Genomic DNA, 23,871 nt, shown 5'->3' on the forward strand with positions numbered 1-23,871 from the left:
GCGTTTATTAAATAACACTTAACTAAAACCGATAAGACATCGGTGCAAAATAAAAATAAACAAGGACGCTGCTTATGAAGAACAGCAAACATGCACAAAAGTTAGAAGCGCCTATGCTTGGGAAACGCGAAATTCAGACCTTGGATTTTTTCTGGCGCAACGAAGAGTCAAGTTTAAGCGCCGTCGATATTTTAAATTTGTTAGAAGAAGAACACAGCAGTCAAGCAAAAGTAATTAGTCTTCATACCATCCAAAGCACAATAGAAAGGCTATGGCGCAAGAAATTACTTGAACGTAAAAAAGTGGGAAAGGCATATATTTATTCCGTTCTCTACTCTAAACAAGAAGTCATTGGAAGCTTGCTCGGCGAAATAAAAGAGGAAATGGGCCAAGGCGATGATTGGGTCATGCTCACAGGGATTATGGCCTATTTGCAATCTTGGGATTCTGATTTAAGTAAGCAAATATTAAAGGTATGTAATCGCCACATTGACCAGACCCAGCAGGAAGCATTGTGATACACATCAACTCCACATTATCTATCACGATAATGTTGATGCTGATGGTCATTGTTTTTTTTGTGATAGTGTCTTACCTGTATTCTGGCCTCTACCTACTGATGCGGCCTTTGCTAAAAAAGTCATCAGCTAATCTTAGATCTATTGTACTTTTATTGACGGCATTAGGTGCCCCCTTAATTAGCTTAGTAAGCGTGTTTGCATTTGTTTTACCTAGCTCACTTCCTAGTCTTTACAAGCATTGTCATGTGAGTCTCTGTGAGCCTCATGTCCCTGCGTTTTTTCAATCCACACATTATTTATTGTCTTTGGCGCTGGTGCTCATCGTACTAACACTACTGATCATTTTTCTAAACCTTAAACAGCAAAAAAGTTTGAATATTAAAATTCAGAACTTGTTTGAACTCGTCTCAGACAGTGAGAATATCGTTCAAAAAAATTACCTCACTATTGTGGATTCATCCGTCCCATTAATCATGAATATTGGTTTGTTAAAGCCAAAAATTGTCATCTCTAGCCACACGAGTTCAAGTCTAACTAAAAGTAGTTTAAAGCTAGTTTTGATGTATGAACTTATGCGCTGCAAGCACTATGACAATTTGCGTGCAAGGCTTGCAAAAATAAGCACATGGCTTTGGCCAAAGAGTATAAAAAATGGCTTACTAGCTGATTTAAACAACGCTAGCCATGAAGCCATTTGCTCGCAAATCAAAGAGGCGCAGCCTAATCAAGATGTTGAAGACCAAGAACATATTCGCCATTTACCTAAATACATTCAACAACTTTTTGGCAACTTAGCTAAGAGAGATAAGGGTCAAGCAATTAGCGCGGCGTCAGAGTCAACGATTGCTAATCCCATTAGCCTTGCGCTAGTAGCGTTGCAGTATTTTTTCGTAATGGTCAGTTTAACGAGCCTAACGCACTACCTGTCTGATCAATTTTTATAAATACTCTGCCTAACAGTTTAGCTTGCCAGCAGTTCGATAGGGTTTTCTTCTCGGTCAAACACAACGTAACGATTAATGTTTTTGCCAGTCTCAACATCGCTAGTCATTTGGTCAAGGTAAGGCTGTGCTTCTTCGCTACTTGGCGGCATCTTTTTGTTGCCACTTAAGCTCGCTATAAAAACAAAGTCCCAAGATTTATTTATACCATCAGCTTCGCTAACAAGTTCGCTAAAGGTCGACAGCTCTTCTGGCAGTTTATCGACAACCATAGTGGGTTCGATTGTGCCTTTTTTCTCATCACGCTTAGCACTCTTGTTGGTCGCATCGGTGGCTGCAAATAAAAAAAGGAGTCGCTGTGGGTCAGGCTGTTCGTTAGCCAGTTCGAGTAAATCGCTGAACATTGAAATCATAGTAAGTTAACTTATATACAAAGTAGAATGGCACATAAGGTACGGTATGTAGGCAGCGTTGTGAATATCAAAGAGTAGGTAATTAACTACTCAATTATAGGTATAGACGAATAAAGCCCTAAGCCCAGCTAGGGCTACTGGCCTTGAAAAACGATACCTTCAGTACCCTCTTCCCAAATATCGTTTGGCGCCATCACTTTGTTAAACATGGCACTTTGTAGATAAGCATTAAGCCACCGTTTGAGGTTTTTATAAGGTGATTGAACGTACCACTGCCTTTCTACCTTAGCAAACTGGCGTATAAAAGGAAAAATGGCAATATCAGCTAGGCTTTCTTGCTTGCCAAACACAAACTCATGCTTGGCTAGGCGCGTTTCTAAGTCTTGAATATAGACTTCACACGCTTCTCGTAACTCAATTAAGTTACTCTCGTGGTAACGCTTGGCGCATTTGTAGCGCTCTATACAGCCTTTAAATTCACTGTCATACACTTTGATAAAAGCAAGTATTTCGCTAAGGCGCTGTTGTGCAGTTAAGCCATGCAAAGGCGTGTCATTGTTGTCGCTTTTTTGCTGCAGAAGTAAATCGTGGGGGTCGCTTTGGCCTAAACTCCACAACATCACATCTAGGCTTTCGTCAATAATTAAATCCGCTGATACCACTAAAATAGGTACGGTGCCTTTTGGCGACGCACGCAACATTGATGCAGGCTTATTAGTGAGCACCACATCACGAAGCTCAATGGCTTGGCCTGACCTAAAAATAGCAAGGCGCGCACGCATGGCAAAAGGACAATGTCGTAGCGAATATAAAATAGGTAAGGCCATTAAAAGAAAAGTCCACGGTTGATTATTTTTAGTCTACATCAGACATTTACCCGTTTATTCTAGCATTAAGTCACTTTAACGCTATAAACACCTGCAATATACAGGTAAAATCCGCGCTAATTTGATTTGCCCAATGTAAATAGAAGTGACAACCATGTCTTCAAAAATAGAACTCCTTGCCCCAGGTGGCGATATAGACGCAATTAAAGCGGCGATAATAGCAGGCGCTGATGCTGTTTATTGTGGTCTTGACAGCTTTAATGCCCGCAATCGAGCCTCTAACATATCGTTTGAAGAATTAGTTGGCGTGATTCGTTTGGCCCATCAATACGAATGCGAAATCTTTTTAACCTTAAATATCGTTATTTTAGAGCGTGAATTTAAGGCCATGGCAAAACTCCTGAGTAAGCTTGTAAATACCACCCTAGATGGTGTCATTGTGCAAGACATCGGCATGTTTTACTTAATCAAAAAGTACTTCCCTACTTTGGATATCCATGCTTCAACCCAAATGACCACGCACAATGTTGGCCAAATTCCTTTCCTTAAGAAACTAGGGGCATCGCGACTTAATTTGTCGCGCGAATTAAACCTGCGCGAAATTACCCAAATGGCGGCTGTTGGCAAACAACACGACATACTTACTGAAGTCTTTGTGCATGGCTCATTGTGTGTCGCGTTCTCAGGGCTGTGTTATTCAAGCTCGGCAAGTGTCGGCAACTCAGGGAACCGTGGTCGCTGCAGCCAAGCTTGCCGAGAAGAATATGAAACCACAGCATCAGGTAACAATTTTCCTTTAAACATTAAAGACAATTCTGCCTTTTTTGATCTCCCGGCCTTAATTGAGGCGGGCGTACATTCATTTAAAATAGAAGGCCGAATAAAAGGTGCAAGCTACGTGCACACAGTGGTTGACAGTTTTCGTAAACAAATAGATGGCTATTTAGCCACCGGCGAGCTTAGCGAAGACGGTGAACGCCTTTATAAAGTATTTAACCGTGATTTAACCAACGCCTTTTTGCGCGGAGATTTAAATCAGTCGATGTTTATTGAAAATCCGCGCGATAATTCGACCAAGCGCGCACTAGCTGCCAACAACGCTATTTCGGTAGTGCAAATTCAAGAGGTTAAACAGTCGCTTCAGTCAGAGCGCGACCAAACTAACGCTTTGGTGTTTGATAAAGTTAAGCACCTAAGTATCGAAAAAATTGATCTAAGCTTGGTAATAAAAGGCGAACAAGGAAGCTTCTTAACGATTGAGGCAACTTTAGAAGAAGCCCAAGGCTTACCGGGTCAAAAAAAGCAAAGTCGTTGCATCAAGCTTCAGTCCAATACGCCTTTGATTGCAAGTGAGCAATCAAACCTTACGCCTGATTTAGTAGACAAGCGTTTTCGTACCTTCAATAATGCGCAATATCAACTTCTCAGCATTGATACACAAAATCTTGCACCAGGTTTAAGCTTGCCCTTTAAATCCCTTAGTGCGCTTAAAAATGAGTTGGCCACTGTTTTAAATAATGGTAAAGCCGTATTGCCCGAAGTGCTATTACCTAAATTAGAAAGCCATGCGAAAAACGATACTAGCCCTCCTGCACTTTCAATCTTAATATGTGATGAAAATGATGTGCACTTAGCTGATATTACCAGCGCCGATGTTTATTTTAAATTACCCGACGCTTACAAACGTGGCTGCACCAAGTACATCGAGTTTTTGCGTGCGCACCCGCGCTTAATACCTTGGTTCCCACCGGTATTAATTGGTAAAGACTACGATGTTGCGCTTAATATATTAGAACAAGTCAAACCAAAAATTATCGTCACGAATAATACTGGCATTGCTAACCGCGCGTGTGAACTATCTATTGAGTGGATTGCCGGGCCTTTTTTGAATACCACAAACTCATACGCCTTGTTGGCTCTGCAGGAAGGATTTAATTGTAGTGGTGCCTTTATTTCAAATGAAATAAACCGTCAGCAAATGCAAAACATCGCTCGGCCTAAAAACTTCAAATTGATGTATAGTATTTATCATCCTATTTTGTTGATGACTAGCCGTCAGTGCTTTTTCCAGCAAAGTGTGGGCTGCGAAAAACCCCGTATCGATAACGGTTGTATGCTCTCTTGTGACAAATCTACCAGCATCACTAATCTGAAAGGTGAATCTTTCGCTATCGATAAACAAAAAGCAGGCTATCCCAGTATTTTCAATCAAGATCAGTTTATGAATATGGAAATTATAGAAGATTTAAGTACTTTGTTTGACGGCTTTATGATTGATTTAACCAACATCGGTGCAGGCGACAAACCCTCGCCCGATAAAGCCCAACTGATATATGAGTTTGAGAAACTGCTCAAGGGCGATAAACAAATAGCCTCAAATCTAAACGAACTTGTTCCCCAAGCAACCAACGTGCAATATCACAATGGATTGTGATATTGCCAATCAACACTTTAGGCACTTAACCCAAAATGGCTAATGTTGGGCGGGTGCGCCTGGTATATTGGCGTTGATGTTTTTCTTTTGGAATGATGATTCCGCCTTCAGGGATTGTCTTTTTAGATAAAAGAATATCCGTTGCGGCGTCTTTGTTCAATGGTTTCGCCATATAATAGCCTTGCGCATAGTCACAACCACATTCTATTAAAGCATTGAGCTGCGTACGTGTTTCGATACCTTCAGCCACGGTGCGCTTGCGCAAACTCTTACTCAATGAAATGATGCCTTTTACTATTTCCAAAGCATCTGCATTAATGTCTGCATCTTTATTTTGGTCAATAGCTTCAACAAAACACTTGTCAATCTTCAAATACTCAACAGGTATTTCGTTTAAATAGGCTAAAGATGAATATCCAGTACCAAAATCATCAATTGCTAAATCAATATTTCTGTCGCCTAGAGCCTCATATAAGCTATTCATCGCATGATTATTTTCGATTAACACCGATTCTGTGAGTTCGAGCTTAATATATGAAGGGTCGATACCAGTGGCAGCAATTATGTCGTCTACCATATCTAAAAAGCAATTATTGCGAATTTGATTGGTGGACAAATTAACCGAAATTGTAGGCTTGAGATGAAGGCCCATGTCATGCCATGCCTTCGCCTGTTTACAGGCTTCATGCAACACCCACTTCCCAATGTCCCAAATAAGCCCAGTTTCTTCAGCAATAGGAATAAAAGTTAATGGTGATATAAATCCTCGTTTTGGGTGATTCCACCGAATGAGCGCTTCAAAGCCGGCAATACACCCCGTTTCTATATCAACAATCGGTTGATAAACCAAGTTAAATTGCTCGTCTTCAACAGCTATGCGCAAGCCAACTTCTAGGGCTGCCGTTTCAAGAGTCTTACGCTGCATCTGTTCATCAAATAGCTGATAAGTGCCCCTTCCCATTTCTTTGGCACTGTACATAGCAATATCTGCATTACGCAATACTTCAGGGACTTGCGAATAGTGTCGATCGCACTTAACAATGCCAATACTGACATTAAAATACAAGATATGCTCTTCGATTTTAAAAGGCTGTTTAAACGCATCAATAATAACTTGAGCAAGTTCGATAAGTTGCTTTTCAGAATACGATTCTGCAATCACAGTAAACTCATCGCCCCCGAGCCGACCAACATTCAGGCCATCACTGAGTATGCTATTTAATCGTTGTGATGACAGCTTCAATAGTTCATCACCGGTTATGTGACCCAAGGTATCATTTATGTGTTTAAAGCGGTCGCCATCTAAAAACATGATACCAAAGCTAAACGCTGCTTCATTTTGACAACGTACTAATAGCTTTTCTATTTGTTGAGTGATCCACACACGATTAGGCAAATTAGTGAGAGAATCGTGGAATGCCATGTGAAATAGCTTCTGCTCAACTAGCTTTCTTTCATTTATTTCTTCTTGAAGCTCAATGGTTCTTTGTTCTACACGATTTTCTAATTCACTATTGAGCTCAGACAGAGAATCACTACTTTGTTTTAACCTAGCTGCATAGGTCGCCAGTTGCTTAGTCTTTTCTTTCACCCTGCCCTGTAAAATTTTTTCACGGTTAGCTTTCAGTGCAAAGCGCCATTTATCAATAACCTGTATGCTGAGAATAATACCAATGATGAAAAGCAAATAGGCCCACCAAGCCTGCCACCAGGGAGGTAGAATGGTAAATGAAAAGCTAGCGCCTTGCTCATCCCACATGCCGTTATTATTAGTGCTATAGACTTCAAACTTATAGTCGCCTGCAGGTAAATTATTGTACTTAGCACTGCGTTCATTTGGGTTGACTTGCACAAACTCTTTTTGCCAACCTGTTAACCTATATTTGAATAAATTGTTCTCGGGGAAAATAAACCCCATAGAACTAAAGTTAAATTCTAAGCTATTTGCATCTTTTGGAAGATAAGTAGACTCAAGAGTATTCTGCTTTAGCAGATACGGTGTATCGTTTATAACGCTAATACTGCTTAAAACCGTTGGGGGACGATAGTGGTTTTGTGGCAAATCATTTGGATCGATAATCGTGATACCCGACTTACTTGGCGCATACAATAGGTCATCTACCTCCACGAATAAGCCATGTGAACTCATTCTTTTGCCTACGATTCCATCTTGCTCGGTGTATTTCACAAAACCTTCTTCGTTAGGTTTTAGCAAAGATACACCGTCGCCTGTTGCTACCCACAAGCTGTTCGCATTGTCTTTTGTGATATAAGAAATATTATTGTCAGACAAGCCATCTTCGGTAGTATAAATTTGTTTGTCACCTGTTAAAGGGTTAAAGCGAATTAAACCGTTGTGTGAGCCTATCCAAACTTCTGAGTCACTTTCAACTAACACATAGGTAAATCCGTATTCATCAGCCTCCAGCAACAAGCGAGAAGTCGCAGTATTAGTATCCATCACTTCAAGGCCCGCATAGCCCGTCATCCACAAACTTTCATCGATGATTTGCATGCTGGTAATGTCCGAATTAGCAACGCTTTTATGACCTCCCCTTAAGGTCTGAGGGAACGTGCTGAACACTTCATTTTTAATATCAAAATACTGTAGGCCGACTCCCCAAACAGCCAGCCAAAGCCCGCCTTTCATATCTGCTCTTACGACAAAAACATTGTTAGCGGCAATCGTACTTGAAGGAGAGTCGTTTGGTACATTGATATACTGTGTCGCAATACCATTATTTGGATTAATTTTAGAGATACCACCGGCCCAAGTGCCCGCCCATATAAAGCCATTTTCATCTTCGCTAAGCGATATAACCGAGTTTGAAGAAAGTGATTTGGGGTTTTGTGGGTCGTTGGTCAAAGTGCTTAACACACCGGTTTTATGATTAAAGATATTGATGCCGCCGCCGTCAGTTGCCATCCAAATATCGTTGTTTTTCCTAACAAGCCCGCCAAAAGTATTCGGGAAATAAGCCTTGTCATCATTTGTGATTTTGTCACGCAAGTTAACGAACTTTTCAAGATCTGGAGTGATCCTGAACAAGCCATATTGATTCATCGACAACCATAGCGAACCGGCATTGTCTTCACTTATATCTTCGACAGTAGCGGCAGGCAATTTGTATTGCCCCTCTACCGACGAACGCAGGCATATAAAGGTTTGCGTACTGTGTTTAAAAGCACACAAACCTTCCTTTTCCAAACCAAGCCAAGTATTTCCAGCGGAATCGACAAAGGTAACACTGACATCAGAAATAGGTAAGCTACCGTCTTTCCCATCGGCGCTAAAAAGACGGCTTTGTTGAGTGTCTGTTTTTATTTGCAGCAGGCCTTTTGGAGTGCCTACCCACAATAGATTACGCTTTGCATCCAGTGCAATATCTCTAACGAAAAAACCGCCAAAATAGGTATCTATAGCGGTCTTTATTTTGAATAAAGTTTGTGTCTCAATTTCAAAACCAAACACGCCTTTATTGGATGCAAACCAGATTGTATTTAAAGAAGGATCATAAATACTGCTATGCACAACGTCGGGGGCTGGCACGTATTCATTGTTTGCGATATGCGCTTTACTTTTATATATTTTGCTTACTTGTTGCGTCTTTGTATCAAATCTGAAGAAGCCGGGCTCTGAACCTAACATCCATAAATGACCTTCACTGTCTTCAACAATCGATGTAATGCGCTGTGAATTGCCTAATTTAAAATGGCTAAATGTTTGGGTCTTTTGATGATATCGATGCAAGCCAGTGCTTGCTGCCCATAAACGCTCTTGACTATCCTTAAATAAGTACGGGTCAGTTTTAACTGTCGATGCCAGCGTAGAGGGCAAGTCAAAGTGTTCTGCTTGATAACTGTCATGACGAGTTAAACCAATTCCAGAAGACCAAATATAACCTTGGCTATCTTGCACCGAATGCCGTGTTTGCGCACTTGTAGTATCGTTAACCTGTATAGGGATTGCTCGAAAATGAGCAATCGAGGAAGCCTCTTCGGCTTGAAACTGAATGTTTGAGGATGCCGAAAAAGAGCAAAGTATGTTTGACCCTAACAACAATATCAGTGCTGTGGGCATTTTCAGTTTTACTTGTTTACAGAACCAAGTCTGTATCCTTTTTATTGAATTAATTTTTCATAGTCCAGTTTAGAAAAAAAGTAACACTAAGGTATCGGCTGTGATTGCTAATTAGTTACAACACGGAATGACTTATACGAAACATGCTCTATTGTTTGTCTACAGATACTAGGAGCAATGACCAAACCGCGTGAGAAGTTAAACATTTGTGTCGACTGGAAAGGTATCGCTATAAATACGGAAGAAGTGAATTCAATAATCTTTCCTCAGCTAAAAAGGCTATAAATAGAAATCGTTTGAGGAATTGAAGGAATCGAAACTTGTTAGCTAATTTTGCTTTTGTAGTGTTGCTCACCATTTTAGCGCTATGTGTCATAGTGTGGGTGCGTAGCGACAATGCGGAAAAAGTAGCAACGAACAGCCTAATAAAGCATAGGGAAAAAAGAGAAGTGCATGGCGAACTTTTTCATGATTTGCCGGACGCATCAAGTGCCCATGCCCATGAAAAAAAGCTCAAGCTAACAGAAGTGCCAAAAGCATCACCAGATTTTCTGAAGTTTAGCTTAATTACGTCAATCGAAGCCGACCATCCATATCATCATCTGCCCGCAAACGAAAGCATGCGCAAACCTCATCCTTTATTAAGCGCGTTAACCGGCAAGATTAGCGATGCAAAATTCCTTTACGACACCGTAAAAACCGATCCGGAGTTGGTAGCTAAAATACTTAATGTATCAAATTCGCCCTTATTTGGTTTATCTAGGCCCATCGTTAACGTGCATCATGCGATTGTGTATTTAGGCGTGATACAAGTAAAAAACATTGCCACCCATTTTGCACTTCAAAAAAGCGTAAGCTTTAGTGATCCCAGACAAAAAGAAACCTACCAAAAAATTTGGGCAGCAAGTTTCTTAGCAAGCTCTATTGCTTTAATCATTACAAAGGCGATGCACTTAGAAAATGCTGCTGAGTTATCGACGCGCTGTCAGTTATCGTACTTAGGAGATATCTCTACCCTGTTTTCTTGCCCTGAGACCGCCCAATTGTATTCAAAAAGCAGCTCCTATTTCGAACGACTTGAATACACGCAAGAATTAACGAAAGCGAATAGTGCTATTTTAACGGGCATTTTAGTAAAAAAATGGAATTTACCTGCAGAGATTTTTGATTCACTTCATAACAGCGCACTCCCATTTAGCAACCAGCTCAGCGATTCAAGTTTAAATAACACACTGATTCAAGAGATTTTGGTTTGTTACTGTTGTTGCCGTATTGCAGAGTCGATAATTTACGAAGACAGTAATGATATTATCTCTGCACCGGCTTTGACATTTGAAGCAACCAATAAGGAAGAATTTTATTATTTACCAAAGCTTTTAGTGCAATATGAGCTTGGATTATTCAATCGCGTATTTGCAGATGCGAGCATAAAAATTAAACTGCTAGAAGCAGCAAATTTAACCACACAAAAAATAGCATTCTAAGCGCTCATTGCAGGCGCTAATAGGCATTTGGATTAAAAGTAAGTCTTGAAACCAAGTTCTACAATATTTTCTTCAACAATACCAAAGGGTAAACGCCCCGACGAATATGATACGACTAAACCGTTAGGAGCGTTTAAACTATATGTGCGTAATCGGTAATCTGCTAAATTCGCATTTTTGACAGTTTCAGAAGCACCTAGCTCTTTAAAGGCACGATAGTTAAACCCGAGGGTATAAGGGGTATCAAAAAGCTTCAGAAGCGGTAGGGTTAGCGAAAATTCTCCTGAAAGTCGTTCATAACTTGCATCATCACCGGCTAAGCTACGTGGAGTGTCACTGCTAGGCTCTACCGTATCTAGAGACAATAACAAAGCTGGTTTTATCGCATATTTCCCCATAAAACTGGTGCGGTCAAAATCTTCATAGGCGGCAAATATAAAGGCACTTATGGTTCTGTTAGTCGCTTCAAACCGTTGATCCGTTTCATAGGTAAAATCGACTCCGTAATCGGTGAACAACGTGCCTGCATAATCGCTAAATGCATTTACATAATTACTTCTGTCAAGCTGGGCACAATATACATCATCAATCATTTCAGCACTGTTACAAGTTTCATTAACCACAACATCACGTAATTCTTTTGCAGAAAAAGAAGGTTTAATTGACCATCGCGCAGAAACGCTAAGCTCAATAAAATTACGCGGATTTTCTTCTGCGTTTTTGGTAAGTGTGCCACCTAAATCAAAATCAACGCTAAAATCTGTAAGATTGTCGCCATCGTGATTTACATTCCAACGCTTTATTTGCTTTGAGTAAATAAATTCAAGCCCTATTACAGACTCTGCTATTTCAGAATCAATAAATTTAAATGTCATGGTGAGCGGAATAGTGTCGAGTCTGCTTTTAATGGATTCTGAATCTAGCAAGCTATTGAGAAACTCAGGTTGCTTGGCAATATTCTTAAATGACTGATTAAAACGCTCAGCAAAGGCTTGATCGTCTAAGGTGTCAAACGCTTCATCAGCGACACTTTCAAAAATAGCTTTTTTTAAGGCTTTGCAGACTTTCTCGGTCATATCACTGGAGCAAATCGCTTGATTTGGCGTTATTTGTGCTGCACTAGGAAAGCAAAGTACCAATAGCAAAGCCGCTATATAGCACTTCATAAATCTTCTCCAATACAATCATAAATCTTATCAACCGCATCAGCACAAGATGCCAATCTAGATTGTGGCGACGCAAACAAAGGCGCTAATTCAGAGATGGCTTTTGATAAATCGTAGCCAGGCTCGTAAGAATTTTGATGAACATCAATCATTAAGCGATTAAGGATAAGGATGAATTTTTCTGCCTTCAGCCTTATCATTTCTGGGCTATCGCCTGGCATTGCATCAATAATGAAAGCGTTTTGCCACTGACCGCCTTCTTCAAAGCTGGTCATGCTCCCACCAGAGGTAGCAAAATCCCATTTATGACTTCGTACGCTGCGCCATAAAAAGCGATGAGCTGGCTCGTTTACATTCCAAGACATGGTAAGTTCCTTCAAATGATCAATGCTTGTTGGCGTTTCTTGCTTTTTGTTCAATTACATATTGGCGTAATCCAATGCCCAATTTACATACAACTCAGTGCCTGTTTTCAAGGCTTTTTCATCAGCATAGAAAAATGGAGAGTGATTACTGGGTGCGCTTATAGGGTCTTGGCCTTCGGGTGTAACGCCTAAAAAAACAAACAATCCGGGGACTTCTAAGGCGTAGAACGAAAAGTCTTCAGCCCCTGTAACGAGGTCGCTTATGTGAACATTTTCTGCACCCGCAACGCGTTCAATCGTTGGCAGCATTTGCTGAGTTAATTTAGGGTTATTAATCGTTACCGGATAGCCTTCATCGATATGTACATGAGCTTCGGCACCCGTTGCCTTAGCTGTCATTTCAGCTGTCGTTTTCAAGTTTTCAAAAATTTGCGCACGGTTATCCATATCAAAGTTTCGAATTGTTCCTTCAAGGTAGACTTCATCCGGAATAATGTTGTTCCTGACGCCACCTTCTACAATCCCAAAACTCACCACCGCAGGTGCTTTAGTGATATTCACCTGACGGCTTACAATTGTTTGCGTATTCCCTATAATTTGCCCTGCAGCAACAATAGGATCTACGCCACCCCAAGGTCGTGAGCCATGGGTTTGTCTACCCTTTACCGTTATTTCAAAACGATCTGATGACGCCATAAGGGGGCCTTCACGGTAGGCAATATGACCTGTATTACCCGCTGACCACACATGTATACCAAACACCACTTCTGGATTGTATTTTTCGAACATGCCTTGCTTTAACATCAACTCTGCTCCGCCTTCCTCATCACCAGGAGCACCTTCTTCAGCGGGTTGAAAAATAAAGACGACCGTGCCTTGAATATCATCTTTCATTGAAGCAAGCTTTTCAGCGGCTCCCATAAGCATGGCCATGTGGAGGTCGTGTCCGCATGCATGCATCACCCCAACTTCTTTGCCCCTGTATTGAGAGGTTGCCGTTGATTTAAAAGCTATATCTGTTTTCTCGACTACTGGAAGCGCATCCATATCAGCGCGCATTGCAATAACAGGGCCGGGTTTACCACCTTTAAGTACGCCTACCACACCTGTAAATGCGATACCGCTCTCTACTTCTAAGCCTAAGTCCTCTAAATGTTTCGCCACCACTTTTGCGGTGCGAAATTCACGATTACTTAGTTCGGGGTTTTGATGTAGGTCGCGGCGCCATTCAATCACCTTTTGTTCCAGTTGATCAGAAATAAGCACTTTGGATTGTTGCGCGTGAGTGTTAACAGAGGAAAAGGCAGACAGGCCAACTAAAACAGCGAGAGTGGATAGACGTAGTTTCATAATTATCTTTATAGTTATTTTATACTTAGGTTTAATGTAAGCTTATTTTCTTAAATTTTCAATTATTGTGGATCGTCGCAAACAATCGGAATCGTCCTTGCGACGGCATAATACTATTCGTTTAAACGAATCGTCTTTCCTGCGAAGGCAGGAACCCGCTTGAGACTGCCTCGGTCATCCCATAAATAAAGGATGTATTTTGGAGATCTCAGCCTTCGCTTAATGCTGTTTGGTTAACATAAAATTCAAGCATATCCGTCATTCTCGCGGAGGCGGGAATCTGCCAATACATCCTTTAACTATCTGATTTTGCCGTGTTCCAAGGAGGTTCCCGCCTCCGCGAGAATGACGTTTCTAATGTTTTTTGCTTAACCGAACGACATTAAGCCTTCGCTGAGATGACGGCTAGTCGGGTTCTTTTACAAAATAAAACAGGCAGTCGGAACTGGCAATATCAGCGCGAGTAGTCACCATAATCAGGGTTAAAGTGCACGTAGTTTTGAACTCATAAACTCCCGAGTTTACTAGCTCTGCAGTAAAGTAGTCGTTTACATCAAAGGCCGTTTTATCTAATTGAAATGCGTCAAGACTTGGGCTAGGTAGCCATCCAAGATGCTCGCCTTTTCCGACTTTCATAAAATTGAGTCTTTCAATGTCTTGGCGCATGGTTACGCTCATGCCTGCGATAGGAGATTGGTCATAGGCAATAGTAGAATTCGTCTTTAGTTCGAGGCGGCGCGGATTAATTAACTGCTGAATATACTGCTGGCGTTCAAATACATTGCTTGCATTCAAAAATGATTTAATCCCATTAAGCGCCGTAACGTCGGCTTCATCGTCTTGCGCTCCCCCTGCTTCAACGGTAATGATAGGTGCATTGAAATCCTGTTCCATTATCGAACCTAAGCGAAGATTGGTAGATACCACCCTGTGGGTAAAATGAGATGCTATTGCTAGATGTTGGTCCGAATTGTCAATTGATACGCAAAATGCGGGGCCACTGCCTGAGGTATTGTGCACATCGATAATGGCCTCAGCGTGAAATTCAGCGACGGTTTCTTTAATTGCACTCGCTAAAAGACTTTGCAAGTCCAAACTATCACTGTTAAAACAACGGTTTAAATCATGCTGACCAGGCAGCATACGATAATGAAAAACAGGCTCGGTGCGCGCAGCAACAACAGATGCGATAACAAACTTGGTGTTTACTGAAGGAACAAACTGGGTTAGCAACAGTTGATGAATGGCTTTTAAGCCCGATGGTTCATTACCGTGCAGTAATGTTACAACAACGCGGCATCTACTCGTATCTTTTCCTTTTACATGTATAACCGTGGGCCCGCTCAAACCATTTAGAAACTGGTATAACGTAGCCCCTACTTCAGCAGGATTTGGGGAATACAAATGGCTCAGCTTTAAACGACTCATCAATTACTCCACTTATTCAGTATTGCCAAATATAAACCTTACACTGGCCATTGCGACACCGGCACGCCCGATTCACTTAACACCATATAATCTTTAACTAATTGTTGCAAAGCGGCCGGTTTATCTAAGCTTGCTTCTAGCTTATCTAAATGTGCTAACTGCCATACTGAGCCCGTTTGCTTCGTTGATAAACGATCTTCAATTACTTGCATAAGCCTTGCGATTTCGGATGCATCAACGCCTAGCTCTTGCAAACCAGCACCAGCCATTGGTAGCACTTTTTCAATGACATCTTCAATGTGATAGTGCTTCAAAGAATGCTGGCCCTCGGTAGGCCACAATATTTTGGCGTTTAAACCTTCTTGAGCAGCGCGATAAAAATTATAGTGGGCGTATTCAAAAGGTATTTTTGGCAAAAGCGTTGACATTTGATGCGAAAATGCTTGAGTCAAACCAATACTAAGTGCAGCGTTTGCCATCATATCGATCATTGTAGGCCCAGCGGGCATTGAACGATACTCAATACGCAAGTGTCCACCATGCTTAGGTTCAAATACAGCCCTATTCCATGACCATATAGTGCCATGGTGCAAATTTAACTCATCATAGCTATTTTCATTAGTCGACAAGTAGGGTGTAATCGGCCGGTAAAGAGCCACATTTTCTGCGAATAGCTCCCATGCGCCCTTCCTCACCCAGCCATGTCCAAAACACACTCTTGCCGGTTGCCGCCAACTTGTTAACCCTTGAATACGACTATCAATCGACTGTTTGAATAAAGCGACACGGGTTTCATGCCACAATCTATGCCCTAAAAATGTGGGCGAGTTCCCTGCTAAGGCTAATACTAGTGGCGTAGTTAATTGGGTCGCATTATATAAGTCGGCAAAACGGTTGGCCGGCACTTTAAGGTGAACTTGAAATGAGGTGTTTGCACCTTCTAATGTAAGCTCGTCACTTTTCATCTTAAGGGCATCTTTGCCATTAATATCGACCACGAACGCATCACCTTTTAGTGCGCTGAGTTCTTTGGTAAGTGCCCGGTAGCGCGGCAAATCGGTCATAAAGCGTCTATGTAAATGCGCTTCTTTCAAGGTTGGCAATATACCTATAATAGCGATTTGGGAGTCGATACCGCTCGCCGCCACCCTCAACTCATCTAGAAAAGGCGACAGCTCATTGCTCATCTTTGTAAAAGGTGTGCCTTTCGCTGCCACCGGCGACAAGTTAAATTCGAGGTTATATTTGTTTAGTTCGGGCGTAAGCAAAGGATGCGACATTTTACTCAGAAGTTCGGTATTACATGGCGCAGGAAGAAAATTATTGTCGACTAAATAAATTTCGGCTTCAGCCCCTATTGAAGGCTCTCCTTGGGAAAATTCTGATCGTTCGAGCAAGGGTTTTAAACGCTCGATTTGCTCGTTTAGGCGAATTCGAAACTGATCATGATCGCTAGTAGAAAAGCTATCTTTGTCAAAAAATTGTCCCATGTTTCACGCCTTTTAAGTACCTTAAACGGTTACAGAATAAGAATTAGTATAGGGGTTTTAGTGTGCCTGAAACTTGCGATAGGTCAAGTTCTGTGCGATTGCTGTTGCTTTGTAAAGCTGCTATGAGGTCAGGTGCGACACTGCGGCTTCGCGCTGGCCCTCCTTATCAACTAAAAGCCTCGCTTTTTCCAGAATCTGCGCTGGGCAGCGAGTTCTTCACAATCAATACTCACGTCAAAGGTTTTGGATGCTATCACTTGATTGTTATGCTCAATGTACATATGCCATTCACCGACTTTATCTTCTTCGGGTAACCAAATACTGTCACCCAAATAGAATTGCCAGTTATTGTTTCTTATGTATTCATCGCCGCAAAATGGCGGCATCACTTGGCCTTTGTTATTGCATATGTTGGGATGTTCAATAGTCCATTTAATCTTTTCGCCTTTTCCTTTTTGTACGCGAATGATTAGACCAAATTCAGTATCAACTTGTGCAGGTATAAAACATGTACAAGTTTTTAGTTGAGGTAAGGTCTTACCATTGTCTTGCCAACCTTTATAGATACCGAAATTTTCGATTGTAAATTGGATGCTTGCCTTTGCCATGTGTTTAAGACTCGCCAGTTTTTTCGTTAGTTTGCTTTGCTAGCATGCATTAGCTTCCTCTAATCGAATTCATTAAGGCCAAAAGTGTGGATACTTTGGATTCGTCGAGATTGCTTAGCAGCTTTTTGCAACGCTCATTTACCGTGGTAGCCGCGTCGTTTACAACTTGTTTGCCAGCCTTCGTGATTTTAACCAAACTCACTCTGGCATCTCTTTCGCTACTTGCTTTTTCTACCAATCCTATCTTTTCCATTGGGATCAACAAGCGTGTTATTCCTGAGGCCGTCCTTCCTAGCTCATCAGCAATATCCACTCTGCGCATCATTTGATTAGGTGATTTTGTTAAGTTAGCCAACACCATATACTCACTAAATCCAATACCGTGGATAGACCCCAAACTTTTATCTAACTCGTTTGTGAACGCGATGGAATTGACCAACAACTTTTGTATTACATTTGCATAATTGTTATCTGGCATAATTTTAACCTTGATATATACTTGATTAGTCAAGTATATATCAAGCAAATAAAATAGCCACTTTTTTTATGGAAAATTATGTTCTACCGCTACTTCACTCGCAGAAAAGTCATTCTTGCGAAGGCAAGAACCTGTTCGGTTAACATAAAATCCAAACATATCCGACTTTCCCGCGGAGGAGGGAATCTGCCAATACATCCTTTAACTATCTGATTTTACTGTGTTCCAAGAAGGTTCCCGCCTCCGCAGGAATGACATTTTGATGTTTTTTGCTTGTCCGAACAGGATTACGCACTCGCAAGAAAAACCTGAGACTAACGTGAAGTTTCATAATTTATCAACTAGACTTTATTCCTGAGATTCACAGCTATTAGCTATTAAAAGAAATACACGAATCCAACAACCTTTAGTAACTTGATTGGTACGTAGAAAATTATGAAACCTAGTATTTTAGGCAGTAAGTATGACAATATCGCCCAGTGGTGGCACGAGCAGCATAAACAATCTGAATATGGCCTTGCTCAAATGCAAAGGGCACTGCAGTTTGTACACTCTGGAGGTCAAGCGCTTGACATAGGCTGCGGTTCAGGCGGTCGCTTTGTACGTTTACTTGATAGCCATGGCTTCTCGGTTACAGGTATTGATGTGTCTGGCGAAATGATTGGCATCGCAAAAGTAAATCACCTTGATCATATTTTTACTCAAGCTGATATTTGTGAATTTGAGGTGTCGCATAATTATGAGTTCATCTTAGCTTGGGATAGTATTTTCCATTTGCCCTTAACCCAACAACAACCGGTTCTCGAGAAAATATGCAATATGTTAGCGCCCAATGGCGTACTAATTTATACCTTCGGTGATGCTAAAGGTGAACACGAGTCAAGTTGGCGCGAAGATATTTTTTACTATAGCTCTATTGGTATTGAGGCCAATTTACAAATTTTACTGCAAAACGGTGTAAAACCCCTGCACCTAGAGCTCGACCAATATCCTGAGCGTCACGTTTGCATAATTGCCCAGCGACAAGCTGATTTGTAAATTTAGGCTGTTGACGGGCATGCTGGCATAGTAAAGAATGAAGCAAGATGGGGCTGCGGAGTTGAGGGCTCATAGCGCTATTGGGACAAGCGCTAATATTTCGGTTTACATAAGTATTTGCTAATCACGCAAAATACTCATAATACGAGAATAAACAATCTGCGTAAGTAGTACCCTATCATCACCCGTTGTATTGGTGAATTGAATAACTACGGTATCAATATCTTTGTGATAACGCGCAATACTAGAGTAACCTAAAACCCATCCAGTGTGATTGTACTCGTAAATACTACGATAAATTTGCTCTTCATGCGGCGTGAATAAAGACCCGTCGTTTAACGCACGCAAAAATACCCCTACGTTTTGAGCACTGGCAACATAGCCTTGGTCAAGATGTTTGAAGTCATGTTCATTCCCAACATAGTAGCCACTCATAATTTCATCCATTGGCGCTTCGTTCACAGAAAAATAAGTATCATGCAAGCCCAGTGGTAACAAAATTTCATTTCTGATGTAGTCTGTGTAGTCGTAGCCTAATGCCTTGCTCATGATTTTTTGGAGCAAGAGGTAATTTGTATTTGAATATGCGTAGTCTTCACCAGGCAGAAAATCAGCGGGTTTATCTAAGGCTAAACTAAGCACATCCAATGAATTTGATCCCCAATCAAAACCTTCTTGATCGGTAAAGTTTACAATGCCGCTTCGATGCTCTACTAGCATCCGCAAAGTTATTTTATCTGCATGGGCTATACGTGACTCCAGTTCAGGTAAATAGCTTACAAGCGTATTGTCCAAGTTAAGAACTTTCGCCGCTGCAAGCTTAGCAACCGCGCTTGCCTCATATAGCTTGGCAATACTGGCTATTTTGAATAATGCGCTTGGGTATGCGGGTAGTTTTCGCTTCTTATCATGCCAGCCACTTGCATACAATTGCGCCTCCTTGTTACCAGCATCAACATACACAATGATGCCATCGATACCGTGCTTACTGACCTGCTGTACTTCTTTTTCTATGGTGTTAGGAATAGGCTTTAAATAATAAAGCCCATACTCCCACGGTGCAAAAAGGTAAATACTAGCAGTCGTCAGAGACAAGCCTACAAAGACTTTGAGCGCAATTTTTTTCCATTTTGACATAGGGTTTCATCTACCTATTTTATGAATCATTATAGTAAATCTAATATTTATAAGAATTGCTATGATAGCACTCGATTGCTCGAGTGCTTGGTGTGGTGCAAAGTAAATATGTCTTAATAAATATAGTTCACTATAAGGAAAATCCACAATAAAGGTAAAAGGTTTTATGCTTAACTTTACTATAACTTCAATTAAAGTGATTTTTTACTAAAATACCAATCAACGTAGTTATAACCCATCCCCTCACGGCTAGCTGCATCTTCTACAGTGTGCGGAGGAGGCACGATAACCTCTTCACCTTCTTTCCAATTTTCTGGCGTTGCAACAGAGTTAGCATCACTTGTTTGTAAAGCTTTCACCAAACGCACAAACTCATCTACCGAACGGCCATTACTCATTGGGTAGTATACCATCGCTCTGAGGATACCCTCTGGATCAATAATAAAAGTTGCTCTTACCGCAGACGTATCGCTAGCGCCAGGTTGAATCATCCCGTAAGCGTGCGCTACTTCCATTGACAAATCAGCAATGATTGGGAAAGGAATTTTCACGTCAAAGTTTTCTTCAATATTACGTACCCACGCAATGTGAGAATGAATACTATCAATAGAAAGTCCAAGTAACTGCGTATTCATTTCACCAAAGGTACCGGCAGCGCGTGCAAAGGCCATAAACTCAGTAGTACAGACCGGCGTGAAATCAGCAGGATGAGAGAAAAGTACTAACCATTGTCCTTTGTAATCCGCTAGTGTCTTTTGACCATGCGTTGTTTTTGCATTGAAATCAGGCGCTGGTTTATTAAGTTGTGGTAACTGTTGTACTGGTGCTTGTGTATTTAATTCATTCATAATAATTCTCCAAAAAAGCCAATGTCCAATCGACATATGCATATTAGCTATATCTTATTCCATTTGGTAATAAATTAAACAAATCAACTTAATCGGAATAATCGATTAACACTCGATTTGGCTAAAGTTAGTAATTCAGCAAAGTGTGTTCGATTCTTGCATACGGCCATATTATCTCAGGTTTACAAAAGAATTAGGACATGAAAAATTGGCTTCAAGGCATATTTTATTCAACCGTGATTGGCGTATTCGCGACAGCGTTTTTAGACCTTTGGAATTTGTTGAAACATTATTTGTTGGATACTCCACTTACAAAATATGAATTCATTGGTAGGTGGATGCTGTATATGCTTGATGGTAAATTTTACCACGCTTCTATAAAACAAAGTCCATCTATTAATGGTGAACTTTTGGTTGGCTGGTTAGGACATTATGCGATTGGTATTGGTTTCGCAGCCATACTGCTAGCTATATGGGGCTTGAAATGGCTTCAAAAGCCAACACTAAAAGCAGCCATGCTAGTGAGCATGGCAACAGTGCTTATACCCTACTTTATTATGCAGCCTGGAATGGGATTGGGTATTGCTGGTAGTGCAAGTCCAGATCAAGTTGCAGCAATAATGAAGGTGATTATGTCCCATGTTGTATTTGGCTTTGGGCTTTATATTGGTGGCATGGTTTTTAAGCGTTTCGTAAATCGAAATACGCCTTCGCTTATCAATTAAAATAGCGACTACGACATTGCCAATAATGGCAATGTAGTGTCAAATGTGGCTGATTATATAAGTACACAGATGATTTACTGCAGCCTTGGAAGAGTTAGCTTTATGAGAATCAGGAAGCAACTTAAAAATTAGCGTAAATTGGGAGTTTTAAAAAGTAAAAAATGAATTATAAAATAGCAGCTTTAGAAAAATTATTATTACCTTTTCTCTTATCAGTTTTAATGACTAGCATTATTTCATTGGTAAGCACATTAAATGCATTGGGGATGGGTGATTTTCGCATTAATGACTGGTTAAACGCGTGGCTTTGGTCATGGCTAGTGGCATTTCCAACCTTTCTCGTTGTTTTGCCATTAGTAAAAGGATTTGTCCAATCTCTTATACGAAGAGAACAAGACCGATTGAAATCTTGATTAAGTTATATTGATAGCCCTATTAGGCGCTATCTCGTGCTGTTTACATGTCGGTATCAACTATACATTAAAAAGAAAAACATGAGAAGAAATGTGGAACGAACGCTATAGTTCACAAGAATATGCTTACGGTAAGTTACCTAACGAATTTTTTCAGCAAACCTTGCAAGAACATCGCCCAAGCGGAAAGATTTTGCTGCCTTGTGAAGGTGAAGGACGCAATGCAGTCTATGCCGCAAAAAAGGGCTTAAACGTATTCGCATCCGATATTAGCGAAGAAGGCAAAAAGAAGGCCATTGCGCTTGCAGAAAAAGAAAATGTGTCTATTCAATATGAGATCGCCAACTTTCTTGATGCAAAACTAAAGAACAATGACTACGATGTTGCCGCCTTAATATTTGCTCATTTTCCAGCAGAACTATTACATTCATTTCATCGCAAGGTTGCGCAAGCAATTAAACCTGGAGGTCTTATCATAATCGAAGGCTTTCATGCAGAGCATCAGATATTCCAGCGTAATAATCCAATGGCCGGCGGCCCTAAAGATGAGAAAATGTTATTCACTAAACATACTATAAAACGGGATTTCCCAGACTTTTCTACCGTTATGCTTAGCGAATGTGAAGTAGATTTGCGCGAGGGCAAATTTCACGATGGTCGCGCAAAAGTACTTCGTTACATAGGAATAAAAGTTTAATGGCAAGTATTCTCTACTTGAGCTGTTTATATTTTTTGTAGTGCATAAATGCCAATACAAATAAAATAAAAGAAGTTGAAAACAAGACATATTGAACAGACTCAGAAATATTCTCTAACACATGGGTTATTGCATTATTGTTCATGGCTGCCTCTGGATTGACGAGCAATAAAGGGTCTGTCATGGCTAGAATTAAACTAGCGAAAGCGAAAAGCAAAAGATCACACAAATACGCCAAAGAGCTAAGCTTGTCCCAATGTGTTTTGCTAAAGCGATATAAAGCTTGAATAAGAGACTGCGCGCACAATAGCGTAAGAATTATTCTCCAGTATTCCGCGGATGGCGCTAAAGATAACACTTGTTTGACATAGGTAGCCTCGTTCATCCACAAAGGTGTCCATAAAATCAATAACAAGAAACTGTTTGTAATAAGGTCGGTGATGGTGTCAGAGCTTTTGATTTTGAGCAATGGCCCTTTGGGCAAGGAGTTAGTGCTCCAATTACCATATTGCCATTGGTTTAAATTAAATGATTTACCTAAATAATAGAATGCCACTGTTAACGCTAAAAATAACCAAGCAAGGCCATCAATAAATATTGCAAAACTTTGGAACATTAGCCTAAATGGATTTATCGATTCTTCTTGTAGCATAATTACGGTGGTTTTTAATAAAGCATACACAAACAAAGCTGCCGCCCCATGAGATAGCACTCGTTTATACAAGGGCATATCAATACTCGACACTAATGCCGGCTCTTTATAAAAGCGCTGGGCGGTTAACTTTGGATGACCATATTTTTGTAAAACCTGTTCAACACCATGTTCGTAAGACACATCACCTTCTGAATCTTCGATAAAAGCATCAATCTCATCTTGCAGGTTTGCTTTAAGCTCGCGCCCTATTTCGGCTTGTTTATCTGTAGGTAAAGCTTGTTTTACGGCCAATATATATCTGTCTAATAGCTTCATTATACTGTCTCCAATAATGCTGTAATGCTTTTATTTAAGCGCTGCCAGTCTTGCGTTAACTGTTCTAAAACGTCTTCACCTTTTGCGCTTAATTGGTAATATCGACGTTCACGACCATCGGTGTTTTTCCATTCGCTGTCTAGTAACTCTTGCTCTGCTAGTCTTCTGATCAAAGGGTATAGTGTGCCCTCATCAATTTCGATCCCGGCGTCACTTAGTTTTTTCGCAATGAATAGCCATACTGCGGCTCTTTACTTGATGCTAAGACACTGAGAATTAAGACGCCTCGGCGCAGTTCTAGCCTTAGTTTGTTGATCCGCTGTTCACTCATAATGCCTTTCCTAATTGACTGATAATTTGCACCTTACATGCTCATTCTAGATACTGTGTCTCACATACTGTTTACCACACAGTATTTATACTATGCGATACATAGTAACAAAGTCAAGTATAAATT

At 40.8% G+C, this 23,871-nt stretch carries 22 protein-coding genes; 8 read left to right on the plus strand and 14 right to left on the minus strand.

All coding sequences use genetic code 11. The features are described 5' to 3' along the window. The first annotated feature begins 74 nt into the window (after positions 1 to 74). Positions 75 to 518: a BlaI/MecI/CopY family transcriptional regulator gene (locus AC0L6H_RS00705; RefSeq protein ID WP_473391948.1), complete on the plus strand. Its 444-nt coding sequence runs from the start codon at positions 75 to 77 to the stop codon at positions 516 to 518. Then, a complete protein-coding gene (locus AC0L6H_RS00710) occupies positions 515 to 1,465 on the plus strand; it encodes a hypothetical protein (RefSeq protein WP_473391949.1) in 951 nt (316 codons plus the stop codon). Before AC0L6H_RS00705 ends, AC0L6H_RS00710 begins: the two co-directional genes overlap by 4 nt. 17 nt (positions 1,466 to 1,482) lie before the next feature. On the opposite strand, the gene AC0L6H_RS00715 is transcribed toward AC0L6H_RS00710, so the two are convergent. After that, positions 1,483 to 1,875 carry a ribonucleotide reductase subunit alpha gene (locus tag AC0L6H_RS00715; protein ID WP_473391950.1) on the minus strand — a complete coding sequence of 131 codons (393 nt, stop codon included), beginning with the start codon at positions 1,873 to 1,875 and terminating at the stop codon, positions 1,483 to 1,485. 134 nt (positions 1,876 to 2,009) lie between these two features. Beyond that, positions 2,010 to 2,702, minus strand: a complete 693-nt coding sequence (locus tag AC0L6H_RS00720; protein ID WP_473391952.1) for a glutathione S-transferase — start codon at positions 2,700 to 2,702, stop codon at positions 2,010 to 2,012. A gap of 154 nt (positions 2,703 to 2,856) precedes the next feature. On the opposite strand from AC0L6H_RS00720, the gene AC0L6H_RS00725 reads away from it, so the two are divergent. Then, positions 2,857 to 5,136, plus strand: coding sequence for a peptidase U32 family protein (locus AC0L6H_RS00725; RefSeq protein ID WP_473391953.1), 2,280 nt, complete (start codon positions 2,857 to 2,859; stop codon positions 5,134 to 5,136). 25 nt (positions 5,137 to 5,161) lie between these two features. Here the strand turns inward: AC0L6H_RS00725 and AC0L6H_RS00730 are convergent, their stop codons facing one another. Continuing rightward, positions 5,162 to 9,217 carry an EAL domain-containing protein gene (locus AC0L6H_RS00730; protein ID WP_473391955.1) on the minus strand — a complete coding sequence of 1,352 codons (4,056 nt, stop codon included), beginning with the start codon at positions 9,215 to 9,217 and terminating at the stop codon, positions 5,162 to 5,164. Positions 9,218 to 9,537: 320 nt separating this feature from the next. Between AC0L6H_RS00730 and AC0L6H_RS00735 the strand changes: the two genes are divergently transcribed. Next, on the plus strand, positions 9,538 to 10,701 hold the full coding sequence (locus tag AC0L6H_RS00735) for an HDOD domain-containing protein (RefSeq protein ID WP_473391956.1): 1,164 nt from the start codon (positions 9,538 to 9,540) through the stop codon (positions 10,699 to 10,701). Positions 10,702 to 10,733: 32 nt separating this feature from the next. Here AC0L6H_RS00735 and AC0L6H_RS00740 read toward each other — a convergent pair whose 3' ends face one another. The 7 genes from AC0L6H_RS00740 to AC0L6H_RS00770 form a co-directional block, all read right to left on the minus strand. Further along, positions 10,734 to 11,867 carry a hypothetical protein gene (locus tag AC0L6H_RS00740; protein ID WP_473391958.1) on the minus strand — a complete coding sequence of 378 codons (1,134 nt, stop codon included), beginning with the start codon at positions 11,865 to 11,867 and terminating at the stop codon, positions 10,734 to 10,736. Then, positions 11,864 to 12,232 (minus strand): hypothetical protein, encoded by a 369-nt coding sequence (locus AC0L6H_RS00745; RefSeq protein WP_473391959.1) that lies wholly within the window; start codon positions 12,230 to 12,232, stop codon positions 11,864 to 11,866. The genes AC0L6H_RS00740 and AC0L6H_RS00745 overlap by 4 nt, the downstream gene beginning before the upstream one ends. Positions 12,233 to 12,286: 54 nt before the next feature. Next, entirely contained in the window at positions 12,287 to 13,582 is a 1,296-nt protein-coding gene (locus AC0L6H_RS00750; RefSeq protein WP_473391960.1) for an amidohydrolase, read from the minus strand. Between the two features lie 405 nt (positions 13,583 to 13,987). Next, positions 13,988 to 15,010, minus strand: coding sequence for a M14 family metallopeptidase (locus tag AC0L6H_RS00755; protein WP_473391962.1), 1,023 nt, complete (start codon positions 15,008 to 15,010; stop codon positions 13,988 to 13,990). A gap of 38 nt (positions 15,011 to 15,048) precedes the next feature. Then, positions 15,049 to 16,500, minus strand: coding sequence for a glutamate-cysteine ligase family protein (locus tag AC0L6H_RS00760; RefSeq protein WP_473391963.1), 1,452 nt, complete (start codon positions 16,498 to 16,500; stop codon positions 15,049 to 15,051). Between the two features lie 170 nt (positions 16,501 to 16,670). Further along, positions 16,671 to 17,108, minus strand: coding sequence for a DUF3859 domain-containing protein (locus tag AC0L6H_RS00765; RefSeq protein ID WP_473391964.1), 438 nt, complete (start codon positions 17,106 to 17,108; stop codon positions 16,671 to 16,673). Positions 17,109 to 17,157: 49 nt separating this feature from the next. Further along, the gene (locus tag AC0L6H_RS00770; protein ID WP_473391965.1) at positions 17,158 to 17,586 is read right to left on the minus strand and encodes a MarR family winged helix-turn-helix transcriptional regulator; all 429 of its coding nucleotides are present in this window, start codon (positions 17,584 to 17,586) and stop codon (positions 17,158 to 17,160) included. 435 nt (positions 17,587 to 18,021) lie between these two features. Here AC0L6H_RS00770 and AC0L6H_RS00775 point away from each other — a divergent pair, with 435 nt between their 5' ends. Continuing rightward, complete coding sequence (locus AC0L6H_RS00775; RefSeq protein ID WP_473391966.1) at positions 18,022 to 18,624, plus strand: class I SAM-dependent DNA methyltransferase; 603 nt, start codon at positions 18,022 to 18,024, stop codon at positions 18,622 to 18,624. 120 nt (positions 18,625 to 18,744) lie between these two features. On the opposite strand, the gene AC0L6H_RS00780 is transcribed toward AC0L6H_RS00775, so the two are convergent. Beyond that, the gene (locus AC0L6H_RS00780) at positions 18,745 to 19,761 is read right to left on the minus strand and encodes a serine hydrolase domain-containing protein (protein WP_473391968.1); all 1,017 of its coding nucleotides are present in this window, start codon (positions 19,759 to 19,761) and stop codon (positions 18,745 to 18,747) included. Between the two features lie 191 nt (positions 19,762 to 19,952). Next, on the minus strand, positions 19,953 to 20,609 hold the full coding sequence (locus AC0L6H_RS00785) for a peroxiredoxin (RefSeq protein WP_473391969.1): 657 nt from the start codon (positions 20,607 to 20,609) through the stop codon (positions 19,953 to 19,955). Between the two features lie 200 nt (positions 20,610 to 20,809). On the opposite strand from AC0L6H_RS00785, the gene AC0L6H_RS00790 reads away from it, so the two are divergent. From AC0L6H_RS00790 to AC0L6H_RS00800, 3 genes are all read left to right on the plus strand, one after another. After that, positions 20,810 to 21,334, plus strand: a complete 525-nt coding sequence (locus tag AC0L6H_RS00790; RefSeq protein ID WP_473391970.1) for a DUF2938 family protein — start codon at positions 20,810 to 20,812, stop codon at positions 21,332 to 21,334. Between the two features lie 161 nt (positions 21,335 to 21,495). After that, positions 21,496 to 21,747 carry a DUF2798 domain-containing protein gene (locus AC0L6H_RS00795; protein ID WP_473391971.1) on the plus strand — a complete coding sequence of 84 codons (252 nt, stop codon included), beginning with the start codon at positions 21,496 to 21,498 and terminating at the stop codon, positions 21,745 to 21,747. A 91-nt stretch (positions 21,748 to 21,838) separates the two neighbouring features. After that, complete coding sequence (locus AC0L6H_RS00800) at positions 21,839 to 22,444, plus strand: class I SAM-dependent methyltransferase (protein WP_473391972.1); 606 nt, start codon at positions 21,839 to 21,841, stop codon at positions 22,442 to 22,444. 13 nt (positions 22,445 to 22,457) lie between these two features. Here AC0L6H_RS00800 and AC0L6H_RS00805 read toward each other — a convergent pair whose 3' ends face one another. Together AC0L6H_RS00805 and AC0L6H_RS00810 are read right to left on the minus strand one after the other, a co-directional pair. Further along, a complete protein-coding gene (locus AC0L6H_RS00805) occupies positions 22,458 to 23,414 on the minus strand; it encodes a hypothetical protein (protein ID WP_473391974.1) in 957 nt (318 codons plus the stop codon). Beyond that, entirely contained in the window at positions 23,414 to 23,587 is a 174-nt protein-coding gene (locus tag AC0L6H_RS00810; RefSeq protein WP_473391975.1) for a PadR family transcriptional regulator, read from the minus strand. The genes AC0L6H_RS00805 and AC0L6H_RS00810 overlap by 1 nt, the downstream gene beginning before the upstream one ends. Positions 23,588 to 23,871: the final 284 nt, after the last annotated feature.

This window comes from Glaciecola sp. G7-5, assembly GCF_055808975.1.

What these genes read in the sequence shown, in the direction of transcription:
- AC0L6H_RS00760 (WP_473391963.1), bottom strand. Translation starts at nt 16,500, where the DNA reads ATGGGACAATTTTTTGACAAAGATAGCTTTTCTACTAGCGATCATGAT.
- AC0L6H_RS00785 (WP_473391969.1), bottom strand. Translation starts at nt 20,609, where the DNA reads ATGAATGAATTAAATACACAAGCACCAGTACAACAGTTACCACAACTT.
- AC0L6H_RS00725 (WP_473391953.1), top strand. Translation starts at nt 2,857, where the DNA reads ATGTCTTCAAAAATAGAACTCCTTGCCCCAGGTGGCGATATAGACGCA.
- AC0L6H_RS00755 (WP_473391962.1), bottom strand. Translation starts at nt 15,010, where the DNA reads ATGAGTCGTTTAAAGCTGAGCCATTTGTATTCCCCAAATCCTGCTGAA.
- AC0L6H_RS00730 (WP_473391955.1), bottom strand. Translation starts at nt 9,217, where the DNA reads ATGCCCACAGCACTGATATTGTTGTTAGGGTCAAACATACTTTGCTCT.
- AC0L6H_RS00750 (WP_473391960.1), bottom strand. Translation starts at nt 13,582, where the DNA reads ATGAAACTACGTCTATCCACTCTCGCTGTTTTAGTTGGCCTGTCTGCC.
- AC0L6H_RS00770 (WP_473391965.1), bottom strand. Translation starts at nt 17,586, where the DNA reads ATGCCAGATAACAATTATGCAAATGTAATACAAAAGTTGTTGGTCAAT.
- AC0L6H_RS00745 (WP_473391959.1), bottom strand. Translation starts at nt 12,232, where the DNA reads ATGTCTTGGAATGTAAACGAGCCAGCTCATCGCTTTTTATGGCGCAGC.
- AC0L6H_RS00740 (WP_473391958.1), bottom strand. Translation starts at nt 11,867, where the DNA reads ATGAAGTGCTATATAGCGGCTTTGCTATTGGTACTTTGCTTTCCTAGT.
- AC0L6H_RS00715 (WP_473391950.1), bottom strand. Translation starts at nt 1,875, where the DNA reads ATGATTTCAATGTTCAGCGATTTACTCGAACTGGCTAACGAACAGCCT.
- AC0L6H_RS00765 (WP_473391964.1), bottom strand. Translation starts at nt 17,108, where the DNA reads ATGGCAAAGGCAAGCATCCAATTTACAATCGAAAATTTCGGTATCTAT.
- AC0L6H_RS00795 (WP_473391971.1), top strand. Translation starts at nt 21,496, where the DNA reads ATGAATTATAAAATAGCAGCTTTAGAAAAATTATTATTACCTTTTCTC.
- AC0L6H_RS00720 (WP_473391952.1), bottom strand. Translation starts at nt 2,702, where the DNA reads ATGGCCTTACCTATTTTATATTCGCTACGACATTGTCCTTTTGCCATG.
- AC0L6H_RS00805 (WP_473391974.1), bottom strand. Translation starts at nt 23,414, where the DNA reads ATGAAGCTATTAGACAGATATATATTGGCCGTAAAACAAGCTTTACCT.
- AC0L6H_RS00780 (WP_473391968.1), bottom strand. Translation starts at nt 19,761, where the DNA reads ATGTCAAAATGGAAAAAAATTGCGCTCAAAGTCTTTGTAGGCTTGTCT.
- AC0L6H_RS00775 (WP_473391966.1), top strand. Translation starts at nt 18,022, where the DNA reads ATGAAACCTAGTATTTTAGGCAGTAAGTATGACAATATCGCCCAGTGG.
- AC0L6H_RS00800 (WP_473391972.1), top strand. Translation starts at nt 21,839, where the DNA reads ATGTGGAACGAACGCTATAGTTCACAAGAATATGCTTACGGTAAGTTA.
- AC0L6H_RS00790 (WP_473391970.1), top strand. Translation starts at nt 20,810, where the DNA reads ATGAAAAATTGGCTTCAAGGCATATTTTATTCAACCGTGATTGGCGTA.
- AC0L6H_RS00705 (WP_473391948.1), top strand. Translation starts at nt 75, where the DNA reads ATGAAGAACAGCAAACATGCACAAAAGTTAGAAGCGCCTATGCTTGGG.